Source organism: Dethiosulfatarculus sandiegensis, from assembly GCF_000931935.2.
Taxonomy (GTDB): domain Bacteria; phylum Desulfobacterota; class Desulfarculia; order Desulfarculales; family Desulfarculaceae; genus Dethiosulfatarculus; species Dethiosulfatarculus sandiegensis.
Genome location: NZ_AZAC01000008.1, coordinates 1 through 26,387 on the forward strand (window position 1 = coordinate 1; position 26,387 = coordinate 26,387).

Genomic DNA, 26,387 nt, shown 5'->3' on the forward strand with positions numbered 1-26,387 from the left:
CACGAAATTCCTGACACTCCTAAAAAGATTGGCCTGATATTATTGAATCTTAACAATTGGCTACGCGGTCACGGGTAAGGCCCCACTGAACGAATATCCCAACCCAGGTCTAAACTTTTTCACCAAAAAGGTCAAAGCTATATCTGGCCCCTCAAGGGAAATTCTCAGGGGGCCAAATTATTCTCCTTGTCTTCAAGGCTCAAAACTGAATGATCTCTTTAGTTTGTTAAAACGAATCAGCCAGCTGTATTTTTTCTCATTCTTTATCCACTACGGCTTAGATTATGTTACATGATTAAACCTGGTGTGCTTGAGCAGGGGAAAGAGGCTTCTAATTTTAATTGCGGGAGAAGAAAATCAGCAGATATCTTAACCTTGCATCATACGGGAACCATCATGCTTGCCAGCTTTGTTTCTTAATGCTTTAGAGGCGGCGCTGTTGTCAGATGTTTCTGTTATAAAGGCTTCGTGAGTGGAATCATACTCTTGAATTTGTCAAAGAGGGGATTGTGAAGAAAAATCATAGGTTGGCTTCTTTCGGCACGGTTCTTGTATCCATACTCATCCTGATAACCCTATCCGTAACCAGCCATGCCGGAGAGCAGTTCAAGGGTCCGGTGCGTTTTGCGGTTATCGGTGATCGAACCGGCGGCCATTCACCTGGAGTATACAAGGAGATCATTACCGAGATCGAGCGCCTGCGGCCTGATTTCACCATGACGGTCGGGGATATGATCGAAGGCTATACCGATGATGTTGCGCAAGTCCGTGCGCAGTGGAAGGAATACCTTTCCCTGCTGAAACCCCTGAGCGCTCCCATATACCATACGCCTGGCAACCACGACATCTGGGGTGCTGATAATGAAGCGCCGTACAGGCTGTACGAAAAGAATATTGGTCCGGTCAATTATGCTTTCAGCCACTGCGGAGTCTATATAGTAGTGATGGAAAACGGCCGCTGGGAAGGCAATGGGGAACTGCCGCCTGAAAAAATAAAGTGGCTTGAAAAGATGCTGCAACAGGGAAAGGATGCACCTTATACCCTGGTCTTTCTTCATAAACCCTTCTGGTTCGAATCCCTGGCCCAAGGCAAGCCCGACCCCTTACACATGCTTTTTAAACAATATGGAGTCGATGCCGTATTCACCGGTCATTATCATCTTTATTTTTCGGGTAAATATGACGGCATCCTCTACACCAGCATGGGTAGTTCCGGCGGCTCAGCCTATTCCAAACTGACTGGTTTCAAATACCATTTCGCCTGGGTGACAATTGATGATAAGGCTATTCACATAGCCCCGATTAAAAACGAATCAATACTGCCGCACGATGTTATGACCGCCGATGACCTGATAATGGCCAAAAGAATAATATCAGATGCCTGGCGGGCAAAATCCGCCATTGAAGTAGGCGACGATCTTACTGTCCAGCCTAGCCCATGCCCGTTCACCATAAAAAATCCCCATGACAGCCTGCCTGTTGATGGGGTATTGAAGTGGAAAATCCCTGAAGGGTGGAGATTGGAGCCAGCTTCCATCCCCGTTCAACTTAAGCCCGGCGAAGAGAGGACCGTAAACGTCCAGGCAGCTTGCCATGGCCCCTTGTACCCGGCCCCCCGTTTTTCATTGAAGATGCCTTTTAAGGCCGAACGCACCTATACCCTGAAACGCGGCCTTTGGTTCAAACGGCGGGCCGTATGCACTCGTGCCGAATCACCGATTGTCATTGACGGCATTGTTGATGAAAAGGAATTAAGAAAAAAGGGAGAAACCGTTTTTTTCAGTAAAAAGAAGAAAGGTGTTGTCAAAAAGGATGATGACTTTGTTTTTCATCTCTCTTATGACGACAACTATCTCTATGTTTCGGCCATCTGCCGTGAGCAGGAATCAGAGACCAGATTGACCGGAAACAGAAAAAGGGACCAGAAAACCATTCTCAGAGATGATCATATAGGCCTGCTCCTGGCGCCTCCAAAACAAAGCGGCAAGGAATACCGGTCATATAAGATTATGGTTAACCCTGATGGATCAGTTTTTGACCAGGAGCTGATTGAAACCGGTGTCCATGAGAGTATTCGCCGGACAGACTGGGATGTGGAAGCTCTGATCGCAACCAGGCAGGAGGAGCGAGCATGGTTTGTTGAGATGCGGATGCCTTTGGCTCAATTCGGCGTAGACCGGATAACACCGAATGAAAGCTGGGGCATAAATATTCGTCGCAAACAGTCTGATCCCAGGCGGGTGGAAAACTGGATGCTTCCTTTTGCCGGTGGCCGTTACTATATGGGATCTCTTTACATGGGGCCTCTCCCCAGGTAGGGAAAAGAAAAATTACCTGAATCAACCTCCGCACCTTACGGAACTCTGACGGGATCTGTTCCCTGCATGACCGAAACCGTTAGAGTTGCAAGATCTGCTGGATTAACCCGATTTAGCATAAAATAGTAGCACTGACGGGTTATACTGTTTTCCTTAACGCTAAAGTCAATGAACTTTTTGTGATAAATTAAAAATAAACTTACAAATATTTTCACTATGGATACAAATTATCTTTGCATTTGAGAGCCAAAAATAATTTACCCTTATGGGTGAAATCTTTTTAACGCGCTGCTACTTTTTTCCAGGAGGGAATCGTTAACACCGAATCTATTGCCTCCTGTTCCAAACGTTGAAAAAGCGGTGTGGGCAGGGTGAGAGTCATGACATCATTTTTAAAACGTTTTTGCACCGCCTCTCGACCGTCAACCCCCAACATGCCCAATACTGCTCTGGGGGATTCTGATTCGTATTCAGCATAGGCGAATGCGGTAATGCTGTTGCAATCAGCGCCTTGGGGAACTTTTACTGGATCTGTTCCTTGCATGACCGAGCCTGCCAGGGTTATAAGACCGGAAAGCTCAACCGGGTTTAGGGGGAAAATAACAGCGCGGATGTTTTCATCGGAAGAGACCTGGCTTAAGGGCTTGAAAAGTACATACTCATATGGAATCTCAAAATGGGGTAAGCCATACAAAATCCATTGCCTGGCCAACTGTGCGTTCAGATGCCTGCGTTCACCATATAGATACATATCCCTCCAAGCTGCTGGAGCGGAATCCATTTTAGCTTGGTAGGCAGCCTGGTTTTTTGCGGATTTCAGGCCTTTGCTGAATAATGCGGCATGACGGTCCAACAGTTCCGCTGATTTATCGAACTCCATCCCAAAACCCAAAGCCGCGCGTCCGCCCGGACAGACAATGGTCTCACGGCTGCCGCCTGTCACCCTGCCTCGGGTGGAAGCCTCTGCGAATAAATATAAAATGCAGCCAAATCTCCCTTTTTTATACTGCACGGCATCAGGGGGAATGGTGTCACTCCAAACAACTGCAACAGGTTCATATTCTGGCTTAAGGTATTTTACAATCTTGCTTTCCATCTTAACCTCCGTATTAATTGGGAGCTTGCTTGATAAAAAGCCCATGAAAATATGTGAACCAGGCGATAATGTTTCGTGCCGTTTATTGATTAATTAACTTTAGACTTGATTAAATCTTTTTATGAAGATAGAAATGTTGGGTTAAAAATAATTCCATACTTTTTATTTGTTGCTTAATGTCAAATGAAGATTGTTTAAGCCCAGCAATAAGCAATAGAAAGTAAAAAGACCAAAAAGCGTGGGCCCCCACCTGGGGATTTATTTTTGAATCTATTTCATTATTGTTTATTGCCTGTTGGATCAGCCCCTCAATCCTTCCCAAAAAAATATACACTTGGGACTCCAACACCTCTCCGTACTGTCCGCCCAGGAAAAGAACCTCCCTTAAAAGGGCCCGTGAAAAAGCAGGTTTTCGACTATGAAATGCATAAATGGACTCGATTAGCTGGAGCAGTTGGTTTTTCAGGCCGCTAGAGGGCAGGTTATTAAAGGAATCATTTATTATCCGGTTCAGGTCACCCTCAAAAGCTGTGATTAAAAGTGAGGCTTTATCTGGGAAATGTTTGGATATGGTGCCCAAACCCACGCCCGCCTTTTGGGCCAAAGAGCGCATAGTGGTTTTGGCGTAGCCTTTTTCTACAAAAAGTTGATAAGCAGTATTCAGGATTATTCTGCGGGTATCCTCTTTTTGCATCTGTCTGTGGGTCTTTTGGGGGGAGCCTGTCATAGTCCTTTGCTGGTGAATACGTAATTTAAGTGAACGCGTTCACTGTAGGTGCTTAATAGCGGCTTGTCAATCCGAAAAGCCACTGGACGGTGTTGATTTTTTCGCTGTCAGGTAAAAGCCAACCAGTAAGTATCGTTTGGCCTGATCGACCATCACCCGCAGTCAAAAAAAGCGGCCTCACCCCCCGGTAGGGGATGAGGCCGCATTTCATCTGGTTTTCTACCTGACAAAAGCTCGCCTTTTTCAGCGAAACAACCAGGCTTAGTAGCGGTAGTGATCCGGCTTAAAGGGCCCGTCCACAGGCACCCCTATATAATCAGCCTGCTCCTGGCTCATCTTGGTGAGGTTGGCGCCGAGTTGGCCCAAGTGCAGCCTGGCCACTTCCTCGTCCAGTTTCTTGGGCAGGGTGTAGACGCCGACCTCGTGCTCATTTTTCCACAGGTCAATCTGAGCCAGGGTCTGGTTGGTAAAGGAGTTGGACATCACAAAGCTGGGATGGCCGGTGGCGCAACCCAGGTTCACCAGGCGTCCCTCAGCCAGCAGATAGATGCAATGGCCGTCCGGGAACAGGAATTTGTCCACCTGGGGCTTGATGGTGATTCTTTCCACTCCGGGCCAGGCGATCAGCTTGGATACCTGGATTTCATTGTCAAAGTGCCCGATGTTGCAGACAATGGCCTGGTCTTTCATGTTGGCCATATGCTCGGCTGTGATCACATTGCAGTTGCCGGTGCAAGTTACATAGATGTCGGCAAAGGGGAGGGCATCCTCCACAGTGACCACCTTGTAGCCCGCCATAAGGGCCTGCAACGCGCAGATGGGGTCAACTTCGCTGACCCAGACCCTGGCCCTGTGTGAGGCCAACGCCTCGGCCGAGCCCTTGCCCACATCGCCGAACCCGCAGACCATGGCGTTCTTACCGGCCACCATAACATCTGTGCCCCGCTTGATGCCGTCGACCAGGGATTCCCGGCAGCCGTAGATGTTGTCGAATTTACTTTTGGTAACCGAGTCGTTGACATTGATGGCCGGGAAGAGAAGCTGGTTTTTCTCGGCCATTTGATACAGGCGATGCACACCGGTTGTGGTCTCTTCACTGACGCCCCGGATATCTTTTACGATTTTGTGCCAGAAGCCGGGCTCCTCGCTCAAGGTCTTTTTAAGCAACTGGTTAATGACCTGAAGCTCGTGGTTGTCTGTGGGCTCATCCAGGATGGAAGCATCGTCTTCGGCCTGGCAACCGCGATGAACCAACAAGGTGGCGTCACCGCCATCGTCCACGATCAGGTTGGGGCCTTTGCCGTCGGGCCAGGTAAGGGCCTGCTTGGTGCATGACCAGTATTCTTCCAGGGTTTCGCCTTTCCAGGCAAAGACCGGCACGCCCGAATCTGCGATAGCCGCAGCGGCATGGTCTTGGGTGGAGAAGATGTTGCAAGAGGCCCAGCGTACATCCGCACCAAGCGCAACCAGGGTTTGAATCAGAACGGCGGTCTGGATCGTCATATGCAGGCTGCCACTGATCCTGGCGCCGGCGAGCGGTTTGTCGGGGCCGTATTTTTCCCTGGTGGCCATGAGTCCGGGCATTTCTTTTTCAGCGATCTCTATTTCACGGCGGCCAAATTCGGCCAGGCCAATGTCTTTAACTTTGTATTCCATATTTGAGTTTTTCTGTTCCTTAAATTGAGTTGCAGTGGACATTGAACTCTCCCGGTCTTTTCATCTTGTTATTTTTTATATCCTAAAAACTTTTAAGTTGCACAGAAAATTTTTTTCATCCGGGTTCAGGCAGGGGAAGGCGTACACAATTTGTAAGAATATCTCGTGACTAACCTGCCTTTGGTATGTTTTGATCCTTTAAATCATACCTGTACTAAAGAGTTTAGCCAACGGGGATTCGTTTAATCTTGAAAAAGGGCCTTGAGATGCGGCTTTATCCCTGAAAAATATATAAAATCGATCTTGAACTGCAATTACTCAATCATAAGGAATGGAGGTGTGAGCACACCGGTGAAAACCTGGCCGATAAGTTATGAAAAAAGCAAAAGGAAGGACCCACATCGGCCGAGGCTTCGGTGTGGGTCCCTCCGGCGGCAGGGTCGGCCTTTTTTTGCGCGCGCTGGTCCCGGCCGAACCCCCGTTTTTTCCGCATGCCTAGGTTTGCATTGCGTCCTTGTAGGGCCTGGTGGTTGGCCTCATGGTCTTAAGCACGTCAATAGAGGTCTTGTAGGCATGGGTTGTGCGGATGTTGTCCAGGACAAGCGCGATCATTTCCGCAATGGCAGCCACAAAAGTGATGTCCTGCATGGAGAATTCCCACGGCTCACCAGTGTATAGCCTGAGCACTCCGAGGACCTTGCCCCTGAGCATGATGGGGACGCTCAAGATAGAGGCAATACCCTCTTCTTCCGCGGCTTCGGGGTACTGGATCCTGGGGTCGTCTGAGACATCGTAAATGGCAACCGGTCCCTCTTCCAAAGATGCGGTAATGGATTTAAGCGCGCTAAGCGGTCCCTTGTGCAGATACTCCTGGCTAAGGCCGTTGGAAGCCGCAACCTCCAGTTCCCTGGAAGTGCGGTTCAAAAGCAAAATGGCGCATCCCTTGAGTTCCAGGGCAGTGGTCAACTGACTCACCACATGGTGACACACATCCACCATATCCGAGGCGGAACTGATGATATGGCTGATTGCTCCCAAGGTTTCGTAGTTGATGACGTTCTTGCCTTTTCGCATGGCATCCTCCCTTTTAGAAGGAGTGATTAGCCTTGTCAGCCGATTGGAGCTCCCGGCCGAGCATGCCTGCCGTTTTTTAAGGCTTTAGGGGAGATTCAGAGAATCCTTCAGAACAGTTTAACTACTTTTCAAAACTAACCCAACGGAACCAAAAGCTCTGAAAAGCAGGGGGCGGTCCGGTTCGCTTGCGGGTAGTTTCAGCTTAAATAGATATATTTTTAGCCTTAATACTATTATGAGTCATCTCCTTTGGCTTAGTCAATTGTTTGAGCGTCATTTCAGTCTAAATATTTCCACAATAATATATTTTTATTATTGCTTAAAAAGCACCTTCAAAATAAGCCAAATGCAGATTGCCCTTTTGTGAAAGGTAGATGCGATTGATCTATTTTATGGGCTTATTCGGGAATTATCTCTCATGCTTTTGTTTTGGTACAGGTTTTATGCCCTGCCTGGTATATTCAATTTCAGGGAATAAAAGAGATTACAAAAAGATTATCTGCGCCAGAAAACCGGAGTGGGAGAAATGGACAAAAAGGCGGCTAAGTTTGAGGGTGTCTTTCCTATCCTGGTAACCCCTTTTGATGAAAAGGATCAGGTGGATCACGACTCTTTACGAAAAGTGGTTCAGTTCATGGTTCAGATAGGGGTTCAGGGCGTGACTGTGCTCGGTGTGTTGGGAGAGGCAAACCGCATGGTGGACAGCGACCGCAAGGGGATTATAAAAACCGTGGTCGAGGCGGCTCAAGGGAAAATTCCGGTTGTGGCAGGCACCAGCCATACTGGCACGGCCTCCACAGCGGCCCTTTCCGTGATGGCCCAGGAGCAGGGGGCTTCGGCTGTCATGATCGCTCCGCACAAAGAGCCGGTCTCCAATCAGCAGAAGATTTTCGAGATGTATAAGCATGTCTCAGACTCCATTTCCATTCCCATTGTGGTGCAGGATCATCCCGCCTCCACTCAGGTGCAGATGCCGGTTGATCTGCTTGTGCGGCTGGTGGAAGAGGTGGAGCAAGTGGGCTGCATAAAGGAAGAGGCCACACCCACAGGCCAGAAGCTCACCGCGCTTTTTGAAGGCATGCAAAGTCGTTCTGTCCCGGTTCTGGTGGGGCTCGGCGCATTATACGGCTTTTTTGATCTGCAAAGGGGAGCTGCGGGGTTTAACACCGGGTTCGCCTTCCCTGAAGTGCTGTTGGCCATGGTGCGGGCAGCCGGGCAGGGGAATATGGATAAGCTTTTTGAACTTTACACCAGGTTCTTACCGTTGATCGTCTATGAGCAGCAGCCCGGGCTGGCGGTGCGCAAGGAAATCTACCGCCTGCGCGGCCTTATCGCCCACAACCGGGTGCGTCACCCCGGAGCCACCATAGACCCCAAAACCAGCGAACAGTTGGCCGGACTGCTGCAAAGGATATTACCGGGGAAAGATTTGACCAAACCCATTTCTCTGTAAAGAAGACTCAGCCATCGTCCCTTTGTAATTTGTTGCCCCCCGGAAGGTCGGGGGGCCAATAAAATACGCCCCCTTAACGAACCACAGTAACTTGGCAATTTAAAAATGGGCCCGAGTCTGCCCGCAGGTGGTTCAATAGAACGTAATCCATTATAACTATTTGTAAATATTCATATTTTTCAAATTAGCACCCTGTCTGTCCTTGGTTCTTAAAAGACTCTGCGCACAAAAGACCGCTGGCCGCCTTTTTTATGACCTTGTCTTTTAGTATGCTATTAGCCTGAAACCTGTTTATTGGAACAACGCCGGGTTAAACCAGTTGCTGTCCGATCGGTTGGGAGTTATGATGCTCCGGCCTTGACGGCATTTGCTATAATTTTGGGCATAGGGGTTTTTTGTTCAATCTGCAGCAAAGGGGCGGGTGCGGAAGTGGTATTGGAGACCAAAAATAAGACACTCAAGGAACTTAGGGAAGCAATCTATGCCAAGATAGACGAATTGCCGACCATTCCGGCTGTCGTCGCCAAGGTGTTGGCCTTGATAGAAGATGAAAAAACAGATGCCCAGGCCTTGACCAGGGTAATATCCCATGACCCGTCCCTTACCGCCAAGGTTTTGAAAGTGGCCAATTCGGCCTACTATGGCTTTCCCCAGACTATATCCGGCTTGGACCGGGCGGTGGCCCTGTTGGGCATGAATATGGTGCAGTCCCTGGCACTTTCCATTGGGGTTTTGGGCAACCTTCCCAAGAGTAAGGGTCCTCTTAATTTTTCTTCACAAGGGCTTTGGCTGCATAGCCTGGCCGTGGCCACGGCCATGGACGAGTTGAAAAAATACTGCGCAAAGGCCAGGGGATCCGATTATCTGTTTGTGGTGGGCCTGCTGCACGATGTGGGCAAGATCGTGTTGTTGCATTTCTTTTTAGAGGAATATGAAAAGGCCCTTTCCCAGTTGGAAAATGAAAACGGCAGCACCCTTTATCTGGCCGAGAGGGCGGCGATCGGCTTTGATCACGGCCAGGTGGGGGCCATGCTTTTGGACAGGTGGAAGTTTCCCAGGGAAGTGATTATGCCGATTGCGGTGCACCACCATAGCAAAGTGCCTGAAAGCGCAAATCCCAGGGATACGGCTATGCTGAAGGTGGCTGATCAGATTGCCAATTTGGCGGGTATTGGCCACGGCGACGAAAAAGCCCCTCCTAAGATCGCCGAATCGGACTTTCAGATTCTCTGCCTTGATAAAGACGATCTTGCCAAGGTCCAGGCAAGCATAATCGATTCCAAAGAAAGCATAGAGTCTTTTTTCAGCTCCATGTCCCTGGCTTAAAATAAAGCCTCACCGGCCTGCTTGGGTTCCAGCCAGACCACGTCATAGGGCAATAGAGTCAAAAAAAGGCAGTCTTCTGCGGTGTGCCATTCCATTTCACTCACCAGGTCAAACCAGTGGGTTTCGGTTATATCCATTTCATCCAGAGGCACCTTCAGTTTAATCACCTTGTCCGTGACATTGATCAGGGCCAGGATAAGCTGGCTTTTGTCCGGGGCAATGCGCAGAACACTGAAGACCTGGGGGGAGAGATTCAAGACGCGCTGGCTGGCATTGGGGTGAAAAGCGGGCTGTTTGGTGCGCAGGGTGATAAGCCTACCCAACTCCCGGTTGATGCGGGCTATTTTGGAAAAGGGGTCGGCCAAGGCCTTTTGAATGGCCTCGTAATCCAGAACCCTTCGGTTGATATCCCTTTTGGACTCAGTGGCCATGACCGCCTGAATATCGTTTTCCGTGCCGATGAGGCTGTGCAGGTAGATGCCGGGCACACCCTGGATCACAAAGGAGATGATCCTTGAGGCCACGAATCGCCTCACCTGAAAGGCCAGGTCTTCCTTGCTGTCGGTTTTGTTAAGGGCGCTGAACCAGGTGACGTTCAGCTCATAGGGTTCTTCCGTGCCGTCTTTTGCGGTCTTGTAAGAGACCAAGCCGCCGTTTTCCTTTGCCGTTTCTATGATGTTTTTAATCTGAACCTGGGAGAGAATCTCCTTTACGGCCATCAGGCCTATGCCGTCATGGGAATCCAGGATATTGAAAAAGGTCACTGTCTCCGAGGCCAGGGTCAGGTTTTCGGCCCAGCGGGATATGGCGGTGGTGTCCTGGGTGTAAAAGGTGTGCAGAACCAGGGGAGGCAGGGCGAAGTTGTAGACCATATGGGCCTCATCGGTGCCGTCGCCAAAATAGCTGATATTTTCATGGTGGGGCACGTTGGTCTCTGTGATCAAGGCCACCATGGGCGCTACACAATCCAGAATATCCCTTAAAAGCTTTACAATTTCATGGGTCTGCTTAAGATGCACGCAGCTCGTGCCCAACTCGGCCCAAAGATAGGTCACCGCATCGAGCCGGATGATATCCGCGCCCTGACGCACATATAAAAGCAGTATTTCAAGCACCCGTAAAAGCACCATGGGATTTTTATAGTTGAGGTCCACCTGGTCTTTGGAAAAGGTGGTCCACACATACTTTTTGCCCTTGATGGTCTGATAGGGGGTGAGAATGTCGGATGTTCTGGGCCTGAATATGGCCCTTCTCTGGTTTTCGGTCAGTTCATCGTGAGAGTCAAAGGTAATGAAAAAGTCCTGGTAACGGCTGTTTCCGTTTAAAAATTCCTGGAACCAGCGGCTTTTGGCGGAAACATGGTTGATGACCCCGTCAAACATGAGTTGATAACGTTGCTCAAGGCCCCAGATATCGGCCCAGGTGCCGAGCTTGGGGTCAACGGTTTCAAAATCGACAATGGAAAACCCCCGGTCCGAGGAATAGGGGAAAAAGGGCAGGATGTGTATGGTGTTGATATTGCCTTCCAGATAAGAATCGCAAAACCTGCCCAAAGTGGTCAGGGGAGAATCGTCGTTGCTTTTTAAGAGATCGCCGTAGGTGATTAAAATAACGTCCTTTTGGGTGAACCTTTCAGACGGGGAAAAGCCTTTTTCCTTTTCGATCAGCTCCGGTGTCTTGTGGGCATGGTAAACCTGGCAGATTCGCTTAAGCTCGTCCATGGCCCAGGCCGCGGTTTCGTCCCCATATAAAAAGCGCAGCCTGGCCTGAATGCGCACCTGGTCCCGGCGGGAAAACTGGAAAACCGGCCGATCGTAATCCGGCTCTTGAGAATGGATGGTTTCAGTCGGGCTTGCATTTTGGGCGCTTCTTATGGCCTTTGGCTCAAGCGGGTCTTTGGGCATGAGCGTTTCCTTTGCTTAATTTGGCGCTTCGGGTTTTGGCAAAGAAATCTCCACTGCAAACGAAAACCGCCTCAACAAAAAGGACCAACCGGAAAAACAACCATGGGGAAGGACAAAAAACAGCCCTTTAACTTGACCCGGTTTTGAGCGGCGGAGCCCATGAAGGGCCCCGCCTGTGTGACTTTATATTGATAATGGTAAAAGCTGGTTAGATCCAACGCAATCACTTAAAGGTTTTGAAAGGCCGCAATAAGCCGTTTCATGCCTTTTTCTATGGTCTTTCTGTCTGTGGCATAGGAAAGCCGCATGCCCCTTTTAACCGAAGCACCAAAGGCGGAACCGCTGATTCCGGCCACCTGCGCCTTTTCCAAAAGGTAAAGGCTCAAATCCATATCGCTCATACCCACATCGCCGTATTCCAGCCACAGGTAAAAGGCTCCTCTGGGTTTCACCGCGCTCAGGCCCGGCGCCTGATCCACCATGTCAAAGATAAGATCACGCCTTTTTTCCAGGCGCTCACGCATGGGGGCAACCAGTTCTTCGCCGAGCCTTAAGGCTTCGATCGCCCCGTACTGGGAGATTACACTGGCGCAGGTGGATGCCCTTAAGTGTGCGTTATCCATGTCCTTTACCAACTCAGCCGGTCCGGCCAGATAACCAACCCGCCATCCGTCCATGGCAAAGGCCTTGGAAAAACTGGTGGTCAAAACCGTACGCTCCTTCATACCGGGCAGGGAGGTTAGGCTTATATGCTCCACCCCGTCATAGGTGAGACGTCCATAGATTTCGTCTGAGATCACCAATAGATCATGCCTCTGGGCGACCTTTGCGGCCGCCTTGAGCCCGCCCATCTCCTGGCACACCCCGGTGGGGTTGCAGGGTGTATTTATGATCATGACCTTGGTTTTGGGTGTTATAGCTTTTTCCAGGGCCTTTTCGGTGATCTGATAGCCGTTTTCCCTTGAGAGCGGAGCCTCCACAGTGCGGCCGCCCAGAAATTCGGCCCAGCCCCAATAAAAAGGATACATCGGCGAAGGAACCAAAACCTCGTCCCCGGGGTCTAGCACGGTCATCAACAGGCAGGTTATGCCCTCCACACAGCCTACAGTAACCATTATTTCACTGGCAGGGTCATAGGAGACATCGTGGCGTTGTTTTAACTCATCGCTTATGGCCTGGCGCAGTTCTTCCATGCCTCTGGGCAGGGTGTAATGCACCTCTCCCTTGTTCATGGCCTGGACGGCCTTTTCCTTGATCGGCGCGGGAGTGTCAAAGTCCGGTCTGCCAATGCCAAAATTGACTATATCCTTGCCCTGGGCGGTGAGTTCCGCAGCCTTGGCCCAGATAATATCCAGTTCAGAGGGCTTTATGTTCTGCATTGATTCTGAGGCAAAGCGGTGCACTTTTTCCTCCTTTGGCTTTGGCGAAAAACGGGTTGAACAGTTTCCGGATTCTAGACTGGTTAAGGGAATTTGTCCAAGAAATAACCAAAACAGTTTCGGGTGTTTTATAGGGTTTATTTCTTGAAAATAGCAGTTGCGCGCAGGTTTGCAACAGCCTTCAACCAAGAGCCCCTTTCCTTGAGGTTCAAAGGCGTCATGCAAAATATGGCTCCCAGAATAAGCACGCCGCTGAAGGCCAGGCTCCAGGTCATGGGTTCGCCCAAAAACAAGACCGAAAGGCAGACCGCGCTCAAGGGCATGATCGCCGTGATTATTCCGGCCAGGGCTCCCGGCACCTGGCCCACTCCCCTGAACCAGAGAATGTAGGCGCCTGCGGTAATGAAAATTCCGTGATGTAAAAGGGCCAGCCACTGGCTTGTTCCAACCAGCCTGAAATCAAAGCCCTTGACCTGGACCAGGGCCATGGGCAAAAACATGGCAACCCCCAGGACGGTCATTACAAAAGACAGTAAAAGCGGAGGGAAAGGCTTTTGCAGGGTTTTTTTGAGGAGCAGAAAAAACGCCTCCCCCAAAACCGCGCCCGCGATCAAAAGATCGCCCAAAAGGCGCGTCAGGTTAAAGCCCTGGCCAACTGTTTGGGCCTGACCGCTGATCAAAAGAATGCCCGCCAGGGACATGGCCACTCCCAAGACCACCCTGCGGGTCATTTTTTCCTTTAAAACCAGCCAGGCCACCAGGGCCACCCAGGCCGGGGTGGTGCCGGTTATCAGCCCTGCGTCAGAGGCGGTTGTGAGCATAAGCCCCCAAAGCAGAAACAGGCTGAAGGCCACCTGCCCGCAAAAGGACATCAGGATGATTTTTTTCCAATCAGACCGGGAAACATTTTTTAGTTGAGAAATTTCTTTAAAGGCCAGGGGTAAAAGCACCAACAGGGCTATCAGATAGCGCAGAAAACTGGCCAGATGAACCGGGAAAATCTGTATTATCACCTTGCCCGCCACCACGGAACTGCCGACCAGCACCATGGCCAGGCCAAGGTCAAAACCGGCTCTTATTTGCTTTGACATATTTTTACTCCCTGAAAAAGACAATTCATTTGGCAGTGAATCCGGCTTTTTTCGCACGCGGCCCGCTTTACTTAAAAAAGCCGCAGATGGGCGAACCGGGGGGTGCGCTCTCTTTTTGTCTGAATTCTGTCTTTTTCAGGCCCGGTTTTCTTGGACAGCCTTGCTGTATTGGCCGGGAGTGATGCCGGTGAGCTTTTTAAATACCCGGTTTAAATGGCTTTGGTCTCCGAAACCGGTCATAAGGGCCACCTGGCTTATGGGATGGCCTTCTTTGATTTGCTTTTTGGCTTGTTTAATGCGGAGCTGATCCAAAAAGGCATGGGGAGGGAGCCCGGTGTCACGGGTAAAGACCCTTACCAGGTGATACCTGCTCAAACCCGCAACTTGGCTCAGCTGATCAAGGTCCGGGTTTAAATCAAAGTGGGCTTCCAGGTATTCCCTGGCCCTTTTTACGGCGGGATGGCTTAAACAGGCAGAGGCCGGTTCGGGCCCGGGCTGGGCATGCCTGGTTATCAGGGTGGTGAGTATGTTAAGGAATTTGGACTGGTGCTCGAGAATCAGGTTGGGGTAAAATTCCAGGCCAAGGTGCAGATCGGCGATCTCCCGGGCCAGATCAGAATCCGAAATCACGCCTGAATTAAAATAGGGCAGGCCCTTTTTTCTGCCGCTTAAGCGGCTGAAGGCCTGGACCATAAGCTCGGGCTCCAGATAAAACATGCGGTAGGACCAGCCCTGTTCAAGGGCCGGATGTCCGGTATGGGGCTCCTGGGGCAGGGCCAGGTTTATGGTTCCCGGCCCGGCTACAAAGTCCCGGCCCAGGTAACTGAAACCCAGCGCGCCTTTGGTCACGCACCCCAGGGCAAAACGCCGATGATAGTGCCTTGTGAACCTTTGTTTGGTGTGTGCGGCGCGTAAAAGCTCCACCCCGGGCAAACCCGGGTTTATCCAGTATTTGGGAGTAGCCAAACAGTGATCCTCCATCCTTAGACGCCTGGCTGGTTTAAAGCTTGTATAACACGAATAAGGGTTTGCACGCTTGGATAATATTGCGCTTTTTGAGAGCCCTTTTCCTCACGCAATGCCCCTTGTTTCCACCCGGAATAATTTGCGGAATTTTCAGGGGCCTGTTTCCTGGTTGAGACCTCTTTTGTGGGCTATCCGGCAGTTGACTGGTTCGAACCGGTCTCAGTCATTTTCAAAGGGAAGCCCGCCTCACCAAGCCGATGCCCGTAGTCGCCAATAGAGCCGTGGTCATTAAATGATCCCCTTAAACGGCTGGCTGCGGGATGCCGCCCAAACATGAAGCCCCCAATTTGGGAAGGGCCTTTAATATTTTTGTCAGCCGGGGGGGGCAGGGAGCCTGAAGAAACCGTGAAGCCGAACAGCGGCCTTGATCCGGATGCAGCGCAAGTCTTTTCCCGGCTTTTTCAGCCAGGCAATAAAAGCAACTAAGCGGTTATATTCCTGATACCCGGCACAATCCTTGAGGATTGGTGTGGGAAACATTTAATCTTTACAATTTTACTGTGAGTTGTGAGGAGTTCCTATAAAATTATAGTTTCGGCGGTTTTCTTTTGCTTAACGGTTTTTTATTTCCAGGCGGCATTTCTTTTAGTTTGCCAAACTATATTTGTATGGATATCTTAGAATGCCACAAGGGAAAACAATATCTTAAACTCCAAGGCCCATGGCCCATATGAAAGGCCGTCAGGAATTTTTCAAGGCATCGTGAATTGGGGGGATGCTTTACTTCCCGACCACACAGGCTTTCATTCGGGCTGGTGGAGAGACTCATGGATCAGCAGATGACGATCAGGGGCATGCTCCCTGGTGACAGCGCAGTCGTGCGCAAGGTTAAGGCGACCGGTGAACTGGGCAGACGCATTCGGGATATGGGCGTGGCCCCTGGAACCAAAATCCAACTCCTTGGCCGGGCTCCTTTACGTGACCCGGTGGAGATCAAGCTAAGGGGATATAATCTGACCTTGCGCAACAACGAAGCGGACTTCATTTTTGTGGAGCCTGTGAGGGATTCAGATGAGTGAGCATGGCCTGACCTTTGCCCTGGCCGGAAACCCCAATTCCGGCAAGACCTCGCTTTTTAACGCCATTACCGGCGCCAGACAGCACGTAGGCAACTTCCCCGGTGTAACGGTTGAGAGCAAGGAAGGCACGGTCAAGGTGGAGCAGGACACGGTCCGCGTGGTGGATCTGCCCGGCTCCTACAGCCTCACCGCCTACACCCTGGAAGAGGTGGTGGCCAGGAACTATCTCATTGACCATCGCCCGGATGTTGTCATTGACGTGGTGGACGCCTCCAACCTGGAGCGCAACCTCTACCTCACCATTCAGCTTCTGGAACTCGGCGCGCCGGTGGTGATCGCGTTGAACATGTTTGACGCGGCGGAAAAAAACGGCATGCGCATAAATGTGGAGGAGCTGAGCCGCCTTTTGGGTGTGCCGATTGTACCCACCGTGGCCAGGACCGGTCAGGGCGTGGAAGATCTTCTGCGGGCCGCCCGTGACAGGGGCCTTGATAAAAGCCAGTGGATAGCCCGCAGGTTTGAATATGGCTCGGACGTGGAAAAGGCCATCAAGGGCATTCAAGAATCCTTGGGCGGCCTGGCCCGAAGTTGGCTTCCCCTCACCCCCCGCTGGGTGGCCATGAAGTGCCTGGAAGACGACGAAGAAGTCATCAAAAAGCTCAAAACCCTGGGTGACGGCGTCCAAAAGGTGCTTCAGGTCACTGCCAAGGCCCAGGACAAGATCAGAAAGCTGATGGATGACGAAGCGGAAAACGTTATCGCCGATTTCCGCTATGGCCATATAAACGGCATCTTCAGAAGCACGGTTCGTCAGCGAAAGCGCCCCAGGCTGGATATGTCCGACAAGGTTGACCGGGTGCTCACCAATTCCTTTGTGGGACCGGCCTTTATGTTGGCTGTTTTGTATCTCACCTACCAGATGGTCTTTCATTTGAGTGGGGCCCCGGTGTCCTGGCTGGAGGCCCTTTTCGGCTATCTGGGAGATGGGGTTTCCTGGCTTGTGCCTGAAGGGCTTTTGCGTTCACTTCTGGTGAGCGGGATCATAGACGGCGTGGGCGGGGTGATGAGCTTTGTGCCTCTTATCCTGTTTATGTTTCTGGCAATCGCTTTGATGGAGGATTCGGGTTACCTGGCCAGGGTGGCCTATATGCTGGACCGGGTGCTCAGGATGTTCGGCCTGCACGGCAACAGCGTCATAGCCTTTATTGTGGGCGGGGGCATAAGCGGCGGCTGCGCCGTGCCCGGAGTCATGGCCACCAGGACCCTGAAAGACCCCAAGGCCCGGTTGGCCACCATCCTGACCGTGCCCTTTATGGTCTGCGGGGCCAAACTGCCGGTCTTCACCATGCTTACAGCCGCGTTTTTTGCCAAGCACCAGGCTGAAATGATGTTCGGCTTGACCATTATCGGCTGGATCTTTGCCCTTGGCGCGGCCAAAATTCTGAGAATGACGATTCTCAAAGGGGAGCAGGCTCCTTTTGTCATGGAGATGCCCCCTTACCGGCTGCCCACCCTGCGCAGCCTTGTTCTGCACACCTGGGAAAGGACCTGGCAGTATTTGCGCAAGGCCGGCACCGTGATCCTGGGGATCAGCATAGTGATGTGGGCCTTGATGACCTTTCCCGGCCTGCCAGCGGATCAGGTGGCTGGTTTTGAAAATAAGATCGCCAAGGCCGGGACCCAGGAAGAAGCCGCTCAGCTCAAGGCTGATCTGGCCGAGGCCCGCCTGGCCTGGTCCCTGGCAGGGCGCATGGGCCAGGGGCTGGCCCATCTCACCTCTCCCCTGGGTTTTGACTGGAAAACAGACGTGGCCCTGGTCGGCGGTTTTGCGGCCAAGGAGGTGATCATCTCCACCATGGGCACTGCCTACAGCATGGGCGCGGTCGATGCGGAAGAGTCTCAGGGCTTGAGCGCCATGTTGGCCGCTTCGCCGAAATGGTCTCCGCTCAAGGCCTTTGCCCTTATGATTTTTATCCTGCTTTACGCCCCCTGCCTGGTCACGGTGGCTGTAACCAAGAGGGAGACCGGAAGCTGGGGCTGGGCCGTATTCTCAACCACCTACTCAACCATCCTAGCCTATTTGGCTGCCCTTTTGGCATACCAGGGCGGGCTGATGCTGGGTTTGGGATAGGTTTTAGCCCACAGAACCGGGCTTGAATCAAAGTTGATTCGCCCGCACCGCATAAAAGGCGGTGCGGGCTTTTTTTATTGGCTTTTTCCCCTGGCCGCGATCTCGAATTCCTTTTCCACGCGTCCGTTTCTGATGCCATAGGCCCGGTCAAAGAGGTTCATCACCGGACAGGCATGGTTGGGGATAATGCGCACCATGTCGCCCACGGAAAGCGGTTCGTCCGGCGCGACTTTCAATATGCCGTGCTCCTCGGATAATCTTTCGGGATAGGCGTCTCTTCCCGGGATAACCCCGTGCCCCTTTACAGTCTCCAGGCCGTGGCCTCCCTTGTCCAGGGCCAGGGCCTTGGCTCCGGCATCGATAACCGCCCGGTCCGGGGTGGGCCGGGAAATCACCGTGGCCCCCAGGCTCAAAGCGCAGTCTTCAAGCTCCGCCACCCCCATGCCCACCTGCATGGCGTCGTTTAAGAGGTAACAGCCGGGCCTGGCCTCTGTTATGCCCTGGTGACCCTGCCATACCTTCATGGTGGGCGTGGAACCCACTGAGACCACTTGAGGCTCCACCTGGTTTTGCCTGAAGATCTCAGCGGTTTCCTGGGTGAGGCGGCTTTCATACCGGCTTATGGCCTCGACCTCTTCTCTGTTGGCAGAGCCGTAGACATGGCCCGCATGGGTGAAAAGCCCCTTGAATTTAAGGCCGGGAAGGTCCTTGATCTGCTGGTGCAGTTTCCAGGCAGGCTCGCCGGGCAATACCCCGCAACGCTTCAGGCCGGTGTCCAGCTCGATCAGATATTCCAGTTCACCGCCCTTGGCCGCGAATAATTCGGAGAGCATTTTGGCCCCGGCAACACTGTCCAGGCCCACGGAAAGACAGACCTCCCGGGCCAGGTCCCATATCCCGCTGATCTTACAGGGTGTGGTTATCTGGTTTGCGATGAAAATATCCTTAACCCCGGCTCCGGCCATTACCCGGGCTTCTGAAAGCTTGGCGCAGGTTATGCCCTTGGCTCCCTTTTCAATCTGCCAAAGGGCCAATTCAGGTATTTTGTGGGTTTTGATATGGGGGCGCAGATCCACCCCCAGGCCGGTCATTTTTTGCTGCATGGCGTCCAGGTTGCGCTCTATGATGTCCAGGTCCAGAAAAAGGGCCGGAGTGTCAACCTTTCTAAGCGGAGAGGTCTGCAAGGAATGCTCCTTTGTGAAGAGGATGGCAAAAAGGCTCCCCTGCATCTTCAGGCAGGTATGATCCGGTTACATAGATTAACCCAAACTGTCAAGCCGCAAGCGGATATTTTTAAAATATCAACACCGACGGCCCTGACCGCCGTTTTGAGGGCGGACAGGGCTTGGATGATCAGAGAGTCCGTTTTTTTTATCCAGACCTGCAATCGTTAAGCCAGGCGGCCTGAAAGAGCCGGCCCTGCGAATTACTCGGATCCGGTTCATAAGGTCGTGCCTTACGGCTGCTTTTGGCCCGGGCTTAAACGATTGGAATAAGTCCTTTTTTATGCTGCCATGGTCTTTTTCTCGACCTGGGCCGGTGCGGAGGCCCGGTTCTTTCCTTTTCTGACCTTGGCCAGGGCCTGGGCATAGTAGCGCTCCAGTTCCTGCTGATCCAGGTGAATAGTGCGGCGATATTCCTCGACAATGGCGGAAAGCCGGTTGTTCCAATCATCAAAGGTGTAATGACCCGCGATCAGCCCCGCTTCCACCATGGCCTGGGTAACGGCTAGCCCGGTATGGGGGATCAGCCTGGAGACCGTCAGGTTGCGCACGTTCTCCGAACGGGCCAGAATTTCGATCAGGGTGAACATATAGACGTAATAACCCCGGTCTTCCCAAGGCAGGCCGGTGATTAAGGAACAATCCACCTTGAGGTCCGCCTCCACGGCCATGGCCAGGGCTGCGGCCAGCTGGTCATTGTCAAAATCCTTGCCGATCTTGGCCCGCATCTCCGGGGTTGCCGCTTCAACACCCAGGGCCAGGGCCTCGAAACCCGCGTCTTTGATCTGCTCCAGCAGGCCGGGGTCCCGCACCAGTTCGCAGCGTCCCCAAAGGGCTCCGCCCGCCTTGACTCCCCGTCTTACCAGGGCGTTCAAAAGGGTGTTCAAGGGCTTGGACCGGGCCAGGACCTCTGTGGTCATAAGATGGTTTTGCCCCACTGTGCGGTTGGCCAGCTCAATCTCTCCGGCCACGATCTCCGGATCGCGCATGCGCTGGGCAGTGCAGCTCACTGTGCAGAAAGTGCAATCCAGGGGGCAGCCCCTTTGGTAAACCACGGTCTGTGAATCAAATTTCCAGTTCCGGTTAAGGCGCAGGAAATATTCAAACTCCCGGCCGGTAAACGGCAGGTGCCCCAGGTTGGCGGCAAAACTGCGCATGCCGTCATGGGCAGGCTGGCCGTTTTTATCCCGGTAGAGAATGCCCGACTCCACCCCAAACCCGCCGGGGCAGCGTTTCTCGCCGTGCTCAATAATTTCGCCTACGCTGATTTCCTTTTCATTGGGCAGGGCGGCATAGTCAATGGCCGGGCACAGACGCATGGCAGACTCTTCAAAACCCGGCAGGGAATCATAGAGGATCAAAATGGTTTGGGCATTGGGCCATGCCTCTTTGGCCTTGTCAAAGGCCGGTTCGCCATTATTGTGAAAATCGAACCAGGGCGCATAGACCACCACCGAGTCGGGGTTGAATTCATGGGTGTCATGATGACTCGGCAGCATGAGTACGTGGCAGCTGTGCCCCTGGTTGCGTAAATAAGCAGCCAGAAGAAGAGGCGCGGCCGGAGCCCGGCCCTTGCCCGAGGCGCTTACCTGGCCTTCTTCGATGATCCAGTTGCCGCTGGTGAGGATCAATACCTCCTTGGCCTTGCGCGGCGTTTTTCGCCTGCCGCCCGCCTTATCGCGGCCGGTGTTGAAGCCGGTTGAATCCGGTTTATGGATGTTATTGGTGTCAAGTTGCATTTTGTTCCTCCCTGATCATCCCCGCCGGTTGTCTCCAGCGGCGTGGGGCCTTATCCCTTAAGGCCCGCAAAGTGGGCAGAATAGGACTCTCATGGGGTTCTGATGCAAAATCGGGACCAACTTTTTTGGGGGGCTCAGAGCCATTGTATACAGCCTCAAAAGCGGGGAAAAGCAGGGAAAAATTCCGGTGGCTTAAAAGTGAAATTTCGCTTGCTTGTTACTTAAGTGCTTGATAACTCAGCTTAAGTATTATATCCTCCCGCTTGAGACTTGATCTGCGGACTAAGGGACGGAGAGGGGCTGGAAAAAGGGGGGCTTTTTTTCCGACCCGGGCCTGAAAAACCGGACGGCCTTGCAATTTCTTCCAACATGGGTAATGTTTTCTTGCCTGCAATGGGCAACTATGGGAGATCACAATTAACAATATGGGGGCCGCCTTGGAACTCAACCCCTGCATGAAGCACAAAGTAGTACGCAAGACAGTAAGGGAGTTTGCCGAAAACCAGCTCAGGCCCATTGCGGCCGAGATTGATCAGGCTGCTCGTTTTCCGGAAGAAGTCATGCAAACCATGGCCGGGCTGAATTATTTTGGCCTACAGGCTCCGCCCGAATATGGCGGGGCGGGTATGGATACCATCAGCTACGCCATTGCCATTGAGGAACTTTCCCGCGTCTCGGCAGGGGTGGGATTATGCATCACTGTGCACAATTCAGTTGGTGTTTATCCCCTGGTGGCCTTTGGCAACAAAGAGCAAAAGGACCGCCTGTTGCCGGACCTTGTCTCCGGCAGGCGCATAGGCTCTTTTTGCCTGACCGAGGCCAATGCCGGTTCAGACGCCGGCGGTGTGGAGACCACGGCCGCTCTGGTGGATGATGAATACATCATAAACGGCACCAAGATTTTTGTGACCAACGGCGGGGTCTGCGGCCTTGCCCTGGTTTTTGCCGTGACGGATCCTGAGAACCCGCGCAAGGGCTCCAGCGTGCTCATGGTGGAAAGGGAGCGGCCGGGCTTCAGCGTGGGTGAGATAGAAGATCTCTCCGGCATGCGTTGCAACCCTGTTTCTTCCTTGTTTTTTGAAGATTGCAAGGTGCCTTCAGCCAACTGCCTCGGCAGGTCCGGAGACGGCATTCGGATCGGTCTAAACGCCCTGGATACAGGGCGCTTGGGGATCGCTGCCCAGGCTCTGGGTATTGCCCAGGCCGCCTTTGAGGCCTCGGTGCGCTATGCCAAGGAGCGCCAGCAGTTCAATAAACCCATCAGCTCCTTTCAGACCATACAAAATTATCTGGCCGACATGGCCACCCAGATAGACGCGGCCCGCCTTTTGCTCTACCGGGCCTGCGCAACAAAGGACACCGGGACGCCGTTTTCCGCCCAGGCCTCCATGGCCAAACTGTTCTGCTCCCGGGCGGGCAGGGAAGTGGCCAACCTGGCTGTGCAAATTCACGGCGGCTGCGGTTACAGCAAGGAATATGACGTGGAGCGTTATTACAGGGACGCCAAGATCACTGAGATCTACGAAGGCACCAGTGAGGTGCAGCGCATGGTGATCGCCCGCAGCGTCTTGAGCGAGCCCAGCTAGCGGGTAAATAGATTTTAAAACCCGATGGCGGAAGAATGCTCGGCTCGCTTTAAAGGTCTGAAGGAAAAAGTTATTCCGGTAGGGGCTCTCCCCTCCCGGTCAAGGGGTAAGGAAAATGAAACTGGCTGTCTTGGTCAAACAGGTTCCCATGGTAAGTGAACTGCCCTGGGACAAGAAAACCGGCCAACTGAAAAGGGGCCTGGCCGTAGGTATGATGAACCCGGCCTGCAAGCACGCCCTGGAAGCCGCTCTCCGTTTAAGGGAAAAACACGGCGGAGATATCACAGTGATCAGCATGGGGCCGCCTTCTGCCGAGGAAGTGCTCAGAGAGGCTTTGGCCCTGGGCGCGGACCGGGGCATCCTTTTAAGCGATCCCCGTTTGGGCGGGGCCGACACCCTGGCCACCTCCTACACCCTGGCCCGGGCCCTGGAGACTGTCTGTCCGGGGGCGGATCTGGTTCTTTTGGGTTGTCACACCACAGACAGCGAGACAGGGCAGGTGGCCCCCACCCTGGCCCAGGAGATGGATTTGCCTGCCGTGGCCTATGTGGAGGATATGGGCATCTCCGGAAGGAAGATCACGGTTCAAAGGGCCATGGACGGATTCCTGGAGACCCTGGAAATGGAGCTTCCCGCCCTGGTAAGTGTCACCACCAGGAATTTCACCCCCAGGCCTGTGCCCATGGCTGGCCTGGAAGAGGCCTTTGAAAGCGGCGAGATCAGAATTTTAAACGTGGTTGATATAGGGGCCGACCCCTCCAGGGTCGGCAGGGCCGGTTCTCCAGGCCGCACTGCCCGGGTTTATTCCTCGGCGGCCCAGAAAAAAGGCGTGCTCTTAAAGGGCGGCATCAAGAAGAACGTTATTCGCCTGTTTGATGAATATGGAGACCTTTTGGGCGGGGTCATTGGCAAGGATCTGGGTAAGGTGGAATAGGGTCATGGCTGAAGCGGCAAAATCAATCTGGGTGTTTGGCGATTATCGCAATTATTTCCAGAACCGGGTGACCCTGCAACTTATCGCCAGGGCCAAGGAGTTGGCCAGGCAGGATGAGGCTCGGGTCTGTGTTTTAGTCTTTGGCCACAAAACCGGGCAATGGGTGCACGAATACGTGGCTCATGGGGCTGATGTGGTCTATGTGATGGATCACGTAAACCTTTCCAAGTATCAGATAGAGACCTTCACCCGCATCCTTGTGGGATTGGCCAATGAGTACAAGCCCGGCATCATTTTGGTGGGGGCAACCGGTTTTGGCAAGGAGCTGGCCGCCCGCACCGCCCGTGAATTGGGCACCGGCCTGACAGCAGACTGCGTTGATCTGTTCATCAATGAAAAAGGGGAGTTTGTCCAGACAGCCCCTGCCTTTGGGGGCAACCTTCTGGCCGAGATCCTGATTCCAAAGCACTCGCCGAAAATGGCCACCGTAAGGCCGGGAACTTTTCAGGAACTGCCCCATGATGAAAAACGCACCGCTCAAGTGATCGAACTGCCCCTGCCTCAGGATCTCCCCCCTGAAAGGGTGATCCGTAAATCCATAGAGCGCTTGCCCCACAGGGCCCAGAGTCTGGAACAGGCCAAGGTGGTGGTGCTTGGCGGCAGGGGAATGGGCAGTAAAAAGAAGTTTAAGAATTTGCTTGAACTTGCCCGGCTCTTACGGGCGGAAGTTGGCGCCACCAGGCCGGTTGTGCACGCCAATTGGGCCGAAGAGGATATGCTGGTCGGCCAGGCCGGGAAAAATATTAAACCTAAGATATTGTTTTCTTTTGGTATATCTGGTGCGATTCAACATACTGCCGGATTCGGGGATATTGATTTCATTGTTGCGGTAAACAAAAACCCCGTTGCCCAGATGATGCAGATGGCAGATGTGGCGATCCAGGCCGACGCCAATCAGGTCTGCCTGGCCATGATCAGGGAGTTAAAGGAAAGGCTTAAATAAAAGCCTTTGCCCAGACAACAAAAAAACCCCGGACAGGCTTTGAGTCGTCCGGGTTTTTTTATGATTTATTTTTTCTGCCCGGACGGGGTCATGGTTTCTTTGGCTTTGCTTTTTCTTGCCTGTTTTTCCTGTATCCGGGAATAGGCCAGGTAATATTTGTAGATATTGCTCACGTATTGCACAGTCTCCCGGCCTATAACCTTTGCCGCCACCCTTTCCACATTCTGAAACCACAGATTGGGGTTTAACCCCATTTTTTTGGCTCTTTCCCGAAGCTGCCTCACCCTGGCGGGTCCGGCGTTGTAAGAGGCAAAGGTAAAAAGCACCTGGTTAAGCGGGTCCAGGGATTTGTCGCTGAAATAGGTTCGATGCAGATAATCCAGATACTTGACGCCGGCATGAATATTTTTATCGATGATGGTGATCTCCGGTATGTTCACCGGCGGAGAGCTGGCTGTGGTCGGCAGAATCTGCATCACCCCTACAGCACCGGCCGGACTTCTTTTGCTTTGGTCAATGCCTGATTCCTGATAAGCCAGGGCAGCTATCATCAACCAGTCAAACCCGTATTTGCCCGAGTATTTTTCAAAAAGGCCGATGGTTTGCTCGTAGCGTTTTCTTGCCTTTACCGCCAGGGGGTTTTTTACCCATTTATTGCTTTTAAGGTACCTTTTAAAAAGGATATTCCCCAAAAGGGTGCCTTTTTTGGCTGTCTTGATGAACTGGTTTACTTCTTTTTTTAATTGCGGGGTGTTTTTTCTCATGGCCCAGGCAATTTTGCCCCCGGTTCTGACTGTCAGTTCATAGTGGGGTTTGATAGCGGAAAAGACCGATTTCCAAAACTTCGCCAGATGATTGTCTGCGATTGTAATGGGGATGATGCCTGCGTTTACCATCTCCAGAATATCTTCAGTCTCAAGGTATTCGTCGGCCAGGTTGATATTGCAGGGCTTTTTGCCTTGTTTCTTAAGTTTTTCGTTAAAACGTAAAAGGCTTGTGTAATAGCTGCTGGACTTGCGGACAACCACCTCCTGCCCCGAAAGGTCATCCAAGGTTTTTATAGCCGGTGAAACAGGGCCTGTGACTACTATTTCCTTAACTTCCTGGCCAAGGGGATCGGCAAAGTCAACCTGTTTTAATCTGGTTTTGGTTATGGTCAGGTTGGCCGCCGCTATATCCCCTTTGCCGTTAAGCAGATCACTGATCAATTCGTCCCTGGGTACGGGTATGGCAATTACGTGTACTGCGAGATGTTTTTTTGTTTTACCTTTTTCCCTGAGTTTTTTGTTCAGTTCCTTTTCAAAGGCTTTTAAGAGGTCATAGGTGGCTCCCCTGGGGCGCGCTCCGTCTAAAAAATAGTTGGTCTTGCTGTAGGTGACCAAAACCCGGATCAGCCTGCGTTTGACCATCTGGTCAAAGTCGCCCTTGAACTCCTCCCGGGAAATCAAGACCTCTTCTGAACCGGGCTTGGCTGGAACCGGTTTTGCCCAGGCCCGGGGGCATAGCCCTGTAAAAGCAGCAATACAAAAAACCAGGCAGAGTAAAACCGGCATTGCATTGGCAAGTGCGTTATGGATTTTTTTCATGGTCATGGTTCCTTTTTGGCAAGTGCTGCAGAGCAGAAATAGGTGGTCACCTGAATCTGAAGCAGGGCTTCTTTACATTCCCTAGGCCCAACGGGATCTACATTTTAGAGAATAGC

General features: G+C 52.3%; 19 protein-coding genes. 8 read left to right on the top strand and 11 right to left on the bottom strand.

What is annotated here, in order from left to right:
- The first annotated feature begins 509 nt into the window (after positions 1-509).
- Positions 510-2,318 (top strand): metallophosphoesterase, encoded by a 1,809-nt coding sequence (locus X474_RS05540; protein WP_044347372.1) that lies wholly within the window; start codon positions 510-512, stop codon positions 2,316-2,318.
- A gap of 280 nt (positions 2,319-2,598) precedes the next feature.
- Here the strand turns inward: X474_RS05540 and X474_RS05545 are convergent, their stop codons facing one another.
- The 4 genes from X474_RS05545 to X474_RS05560 all read right to left on the bottom strand — a co-directional run bounded on the left by X474_RS05545 (position 2,599) and on the right by X474_RS05560 (position 6,871).
- Positions 2,599-3,414, bottom strand: a complete 816-nt coding sequence (locus X474_RS05545; protein ID WP_044347374.1) for a DUF169 domain-containing protein — start codon at positions 3,412-3,414, stop codon at positions 2,599-2,601.
- 109 nt (positions 3,415-3,523) lie between these two features.
- Entirely contained in the window at positions 3,524-4,141 is a 618-nt protein-coding gene (locus tag X474_RS05550) for a TetR/AcrR family transcriptional regulator (protein WP_044347375.1), read from the bottom strand.
- A 261-nt stretch (positions 4,142-4,402) separates the two neighbouring features.
- Positions 4,403-5,797, bottom strand: coding sequence for an adenosylhomocysteinase (ahcY, locus tag X474_RS05555; RefSeq protein WP_231688298.1), 1,395 nt, complete (start codon positions 5,795-5,797; stop codon positions 4,403-4,405).
- A 495-nt stretch (positions 5,798-6,292) separates the two neighbouring features.
- Complete coding sequence (locus X474_RS05560) at positions 6,293-6,871, bottom strand: GAF domain-containing protein (protein WP_044347378.1); 579 nt, start codon at positions 6,869-6,871, stop codon at positions 6,293-6,295.
- 526 nt (positions 6,872-7,397) lie between these two features.
- Between X474_RS05560 and X474_RS05565 the strand changes: the two genes are divergently transcribed.
- Together X474_RS05565 and X474_RS05570 are read left to right on the top strand one after the other, a co-directional pair.
- The gene (locus tag X474_RS05565; protein WP_044347379.1) at positions 7,398-8,324 is read left to right on the top strand and encodes a dihydrodipicolinate synthase family protein; all 927 of its coding nucleotides are present in this window, start codon (positions 7,398-7,400) and stop codon (positions 8,322-8,324) included.
- Between the two features lie 435 nt (positions 8,325-8,759).
- Entirely contained in the window at positions 8,760-9,650 is an 891-nt protein-coding gene (locus X474_RS05570) for an HDOD domain-containing protein (RefSeq protein ID WP_197281986.1), read from the top strand.
- Here X474_RS05570 and X474_RS05575 read toward each other — a convergent pair.
- The 4 genes from X474_RS05575 to X474_RS05590 form a co-directional block, all read right to left on the bottom strand.
- Entirely contained in the window at positions 9,647-11,554 is a 1,908-nt protein-coding gene (locus X474_RS05575) for a sugar phosphorylase (RefSeq protein WP_082464170.1), read from the bottom strand. The genes X474_RS05570 and X474_RS05575 overlap by 4 nt on opposite strands.
- A 227-nt stretch (positions 11,555-11,781) precedes the next feature.
- Positions 11,782-12,957, bottom strand: coding sequence for a pyridoxal phosphate-dependent aminotransferase (locus X474_RS05580; RefSeq protein ID WP_052514899.1), 1,176 nt, complete (start codon positions 12,955-12,957; stop codon positions 11,782-11,784).
- A gap of 113 nt (positions 12,958-13,070) precedes the next feature.
- Positions 13,071-14,024 carry a DMT family transporter gene (locus X474_RS05585; protein ID WP_052514900.1) on the bottom strand — a complete coding sequence of 318 codons (954 nt, stop codon included), beginning with the start codon at positions 14,022-14,024 and terminating at the stop codon, positions 13,071-13,073.
- Positions 14,025-14,159: 135 nt separating this feature from the next.
- Positions 14,160-15,005 (bottom strand): AraC family transcriptional regulator, encoded by an 846-nt coding sequence (locus tag X474_RS05590; protein WP_044347380.1) that lies wholly within the window; start codon positions 15,003-15,005, stop codon positions 14,160-14,162.
- A gap of 812 nt (positions 15,006-15,817) precedes the next feature.
- On the opposite strand from X474_RS05590, the gene X474_RS05595 reads away from it, so the two are divergent.
- Both X474_RS05595 and feoB read left to right on the top strand, forming a co-directional pair.
- Positions 15,818-16,069: a FeoA family protein gene (locus tag X474_RS05595; RefSeq protein ID WP_044347382.1), complete on the top strand. Its 252-nt coding sequence runs from the start codon at positions 15,818-15,820 to the stop codon at positions 16,067-16,069.
- Complete coding sequence (gene feoB, locus X474_RS05600; protein WP_044347384.1) at positions 16,062-18,200, top strand: ferrous iron transport protein B; 2,139 nt, start codon at positions 16,062-16,064, stop codon at positions 18,198-18,200. The genes X474_RS05595 and feoB overlap by 8 nt, the downstream gene beginning before the upstream one ends.
- Before the next feature lie 74 nt (positions 18,201-18,274).
- Here the strand turns inward: feoB and X474_RS05605 are convergent, their stop codons facing one another.
- Together X474_RS05605 and X474_RS05615 are read right to left on the bottom strand one after the other, a co-directional pair.
- Positions 18,275-19,384 carry an alanine racemase gene (locus tag X474_RS05605; RefSeq protein WP_044347385.1) on the bottom strand — a complete coding sequence of 370 codons (1,110 nt, stop codon included), beginning with the start codon at positions 19,382-19,384 and terminating at the stop codon, positions 18,275-18,277.
- 320 nt (positions 19,385-19,704) lie between these two features.
- Positions 19,705-21,162 (bottom strand): B12-binding domain-containing radical SAM protein, encoded by a 1,458-nt coding sequence (locus X474_RS05615; RefSeq protein ID WP_044347389.1) that lies wholly within the window; start codon positions 21,160-21,162, stop codon positions 19,705-19,707.
- Between the two features lie 455 nt (positions 21,163-21,617).
- On the opposite strand from X474_RS05615, the gene X474_RS05620 reads away from it, so the two are divergent.
- The 3 genes from X474_RS05620 to X474_RS05630 all read left to right on the top strand — a co-directional run bounded on the left by X474_RS05620 (position 21,618) and on the right by X474_RS05630 (position 24,685).
- Positions 21,618-22,748: an acyl-CoA dehydrogenase family protein gene (locus tag X474_RS05620; RefSeq protein WP_044347569.1), complete on the top strand. Its 1,131-nt coding sequence runs from the start codon at positions 21,618-21,620 to the stop codon at positions 22,746-22,748.
- A 115-nt stretch (positions 22,749-22,863) separates the two neighbouring features.
- Positions 22,864-23,682, top strand: a complete 819-nt coding sequence (locus tag X474_RS05625) for an electron transfer flavoprotein subunit beta/FixA family protein (protein ID WP_044347390.1) — start codon at positions 22,864-22,866, stop codon at positions 23,680-23,682.
- A 4-nt stretch (positions 23,683-23,686) separates the two neighbouring features.
- Positions 23,687-24,685 (top strand): electron transfer flavoprotein subunit alpha/FixB family protein, encoded by a 999-nt coding sequence (locus X474_RS05630; RefSeq protein WP_044347392.1) that lies wholly within the window; start codon positions 23,687-23,689, stop codon positions 24,683-24,685.
- Positions 24,686-24,750: 65 nt separating this feature from the next.
- On the opposite strand, the gene X474_RS05635 is transcribed toward X474_RS05630, so the two are convergent.
- Positions 24,751-26,271: an MltF family protein gene (locus X474_RS05635; protein ID WP_052514901.1), complete on the bottom strand. Its 1,521-nt coding sequence runs from the start codon at positions 26,269-26,271 to the stop codon at positions 24,751-24,753.
- Positions 26,272-26,387: the final 116 nt, after the last annotated feature.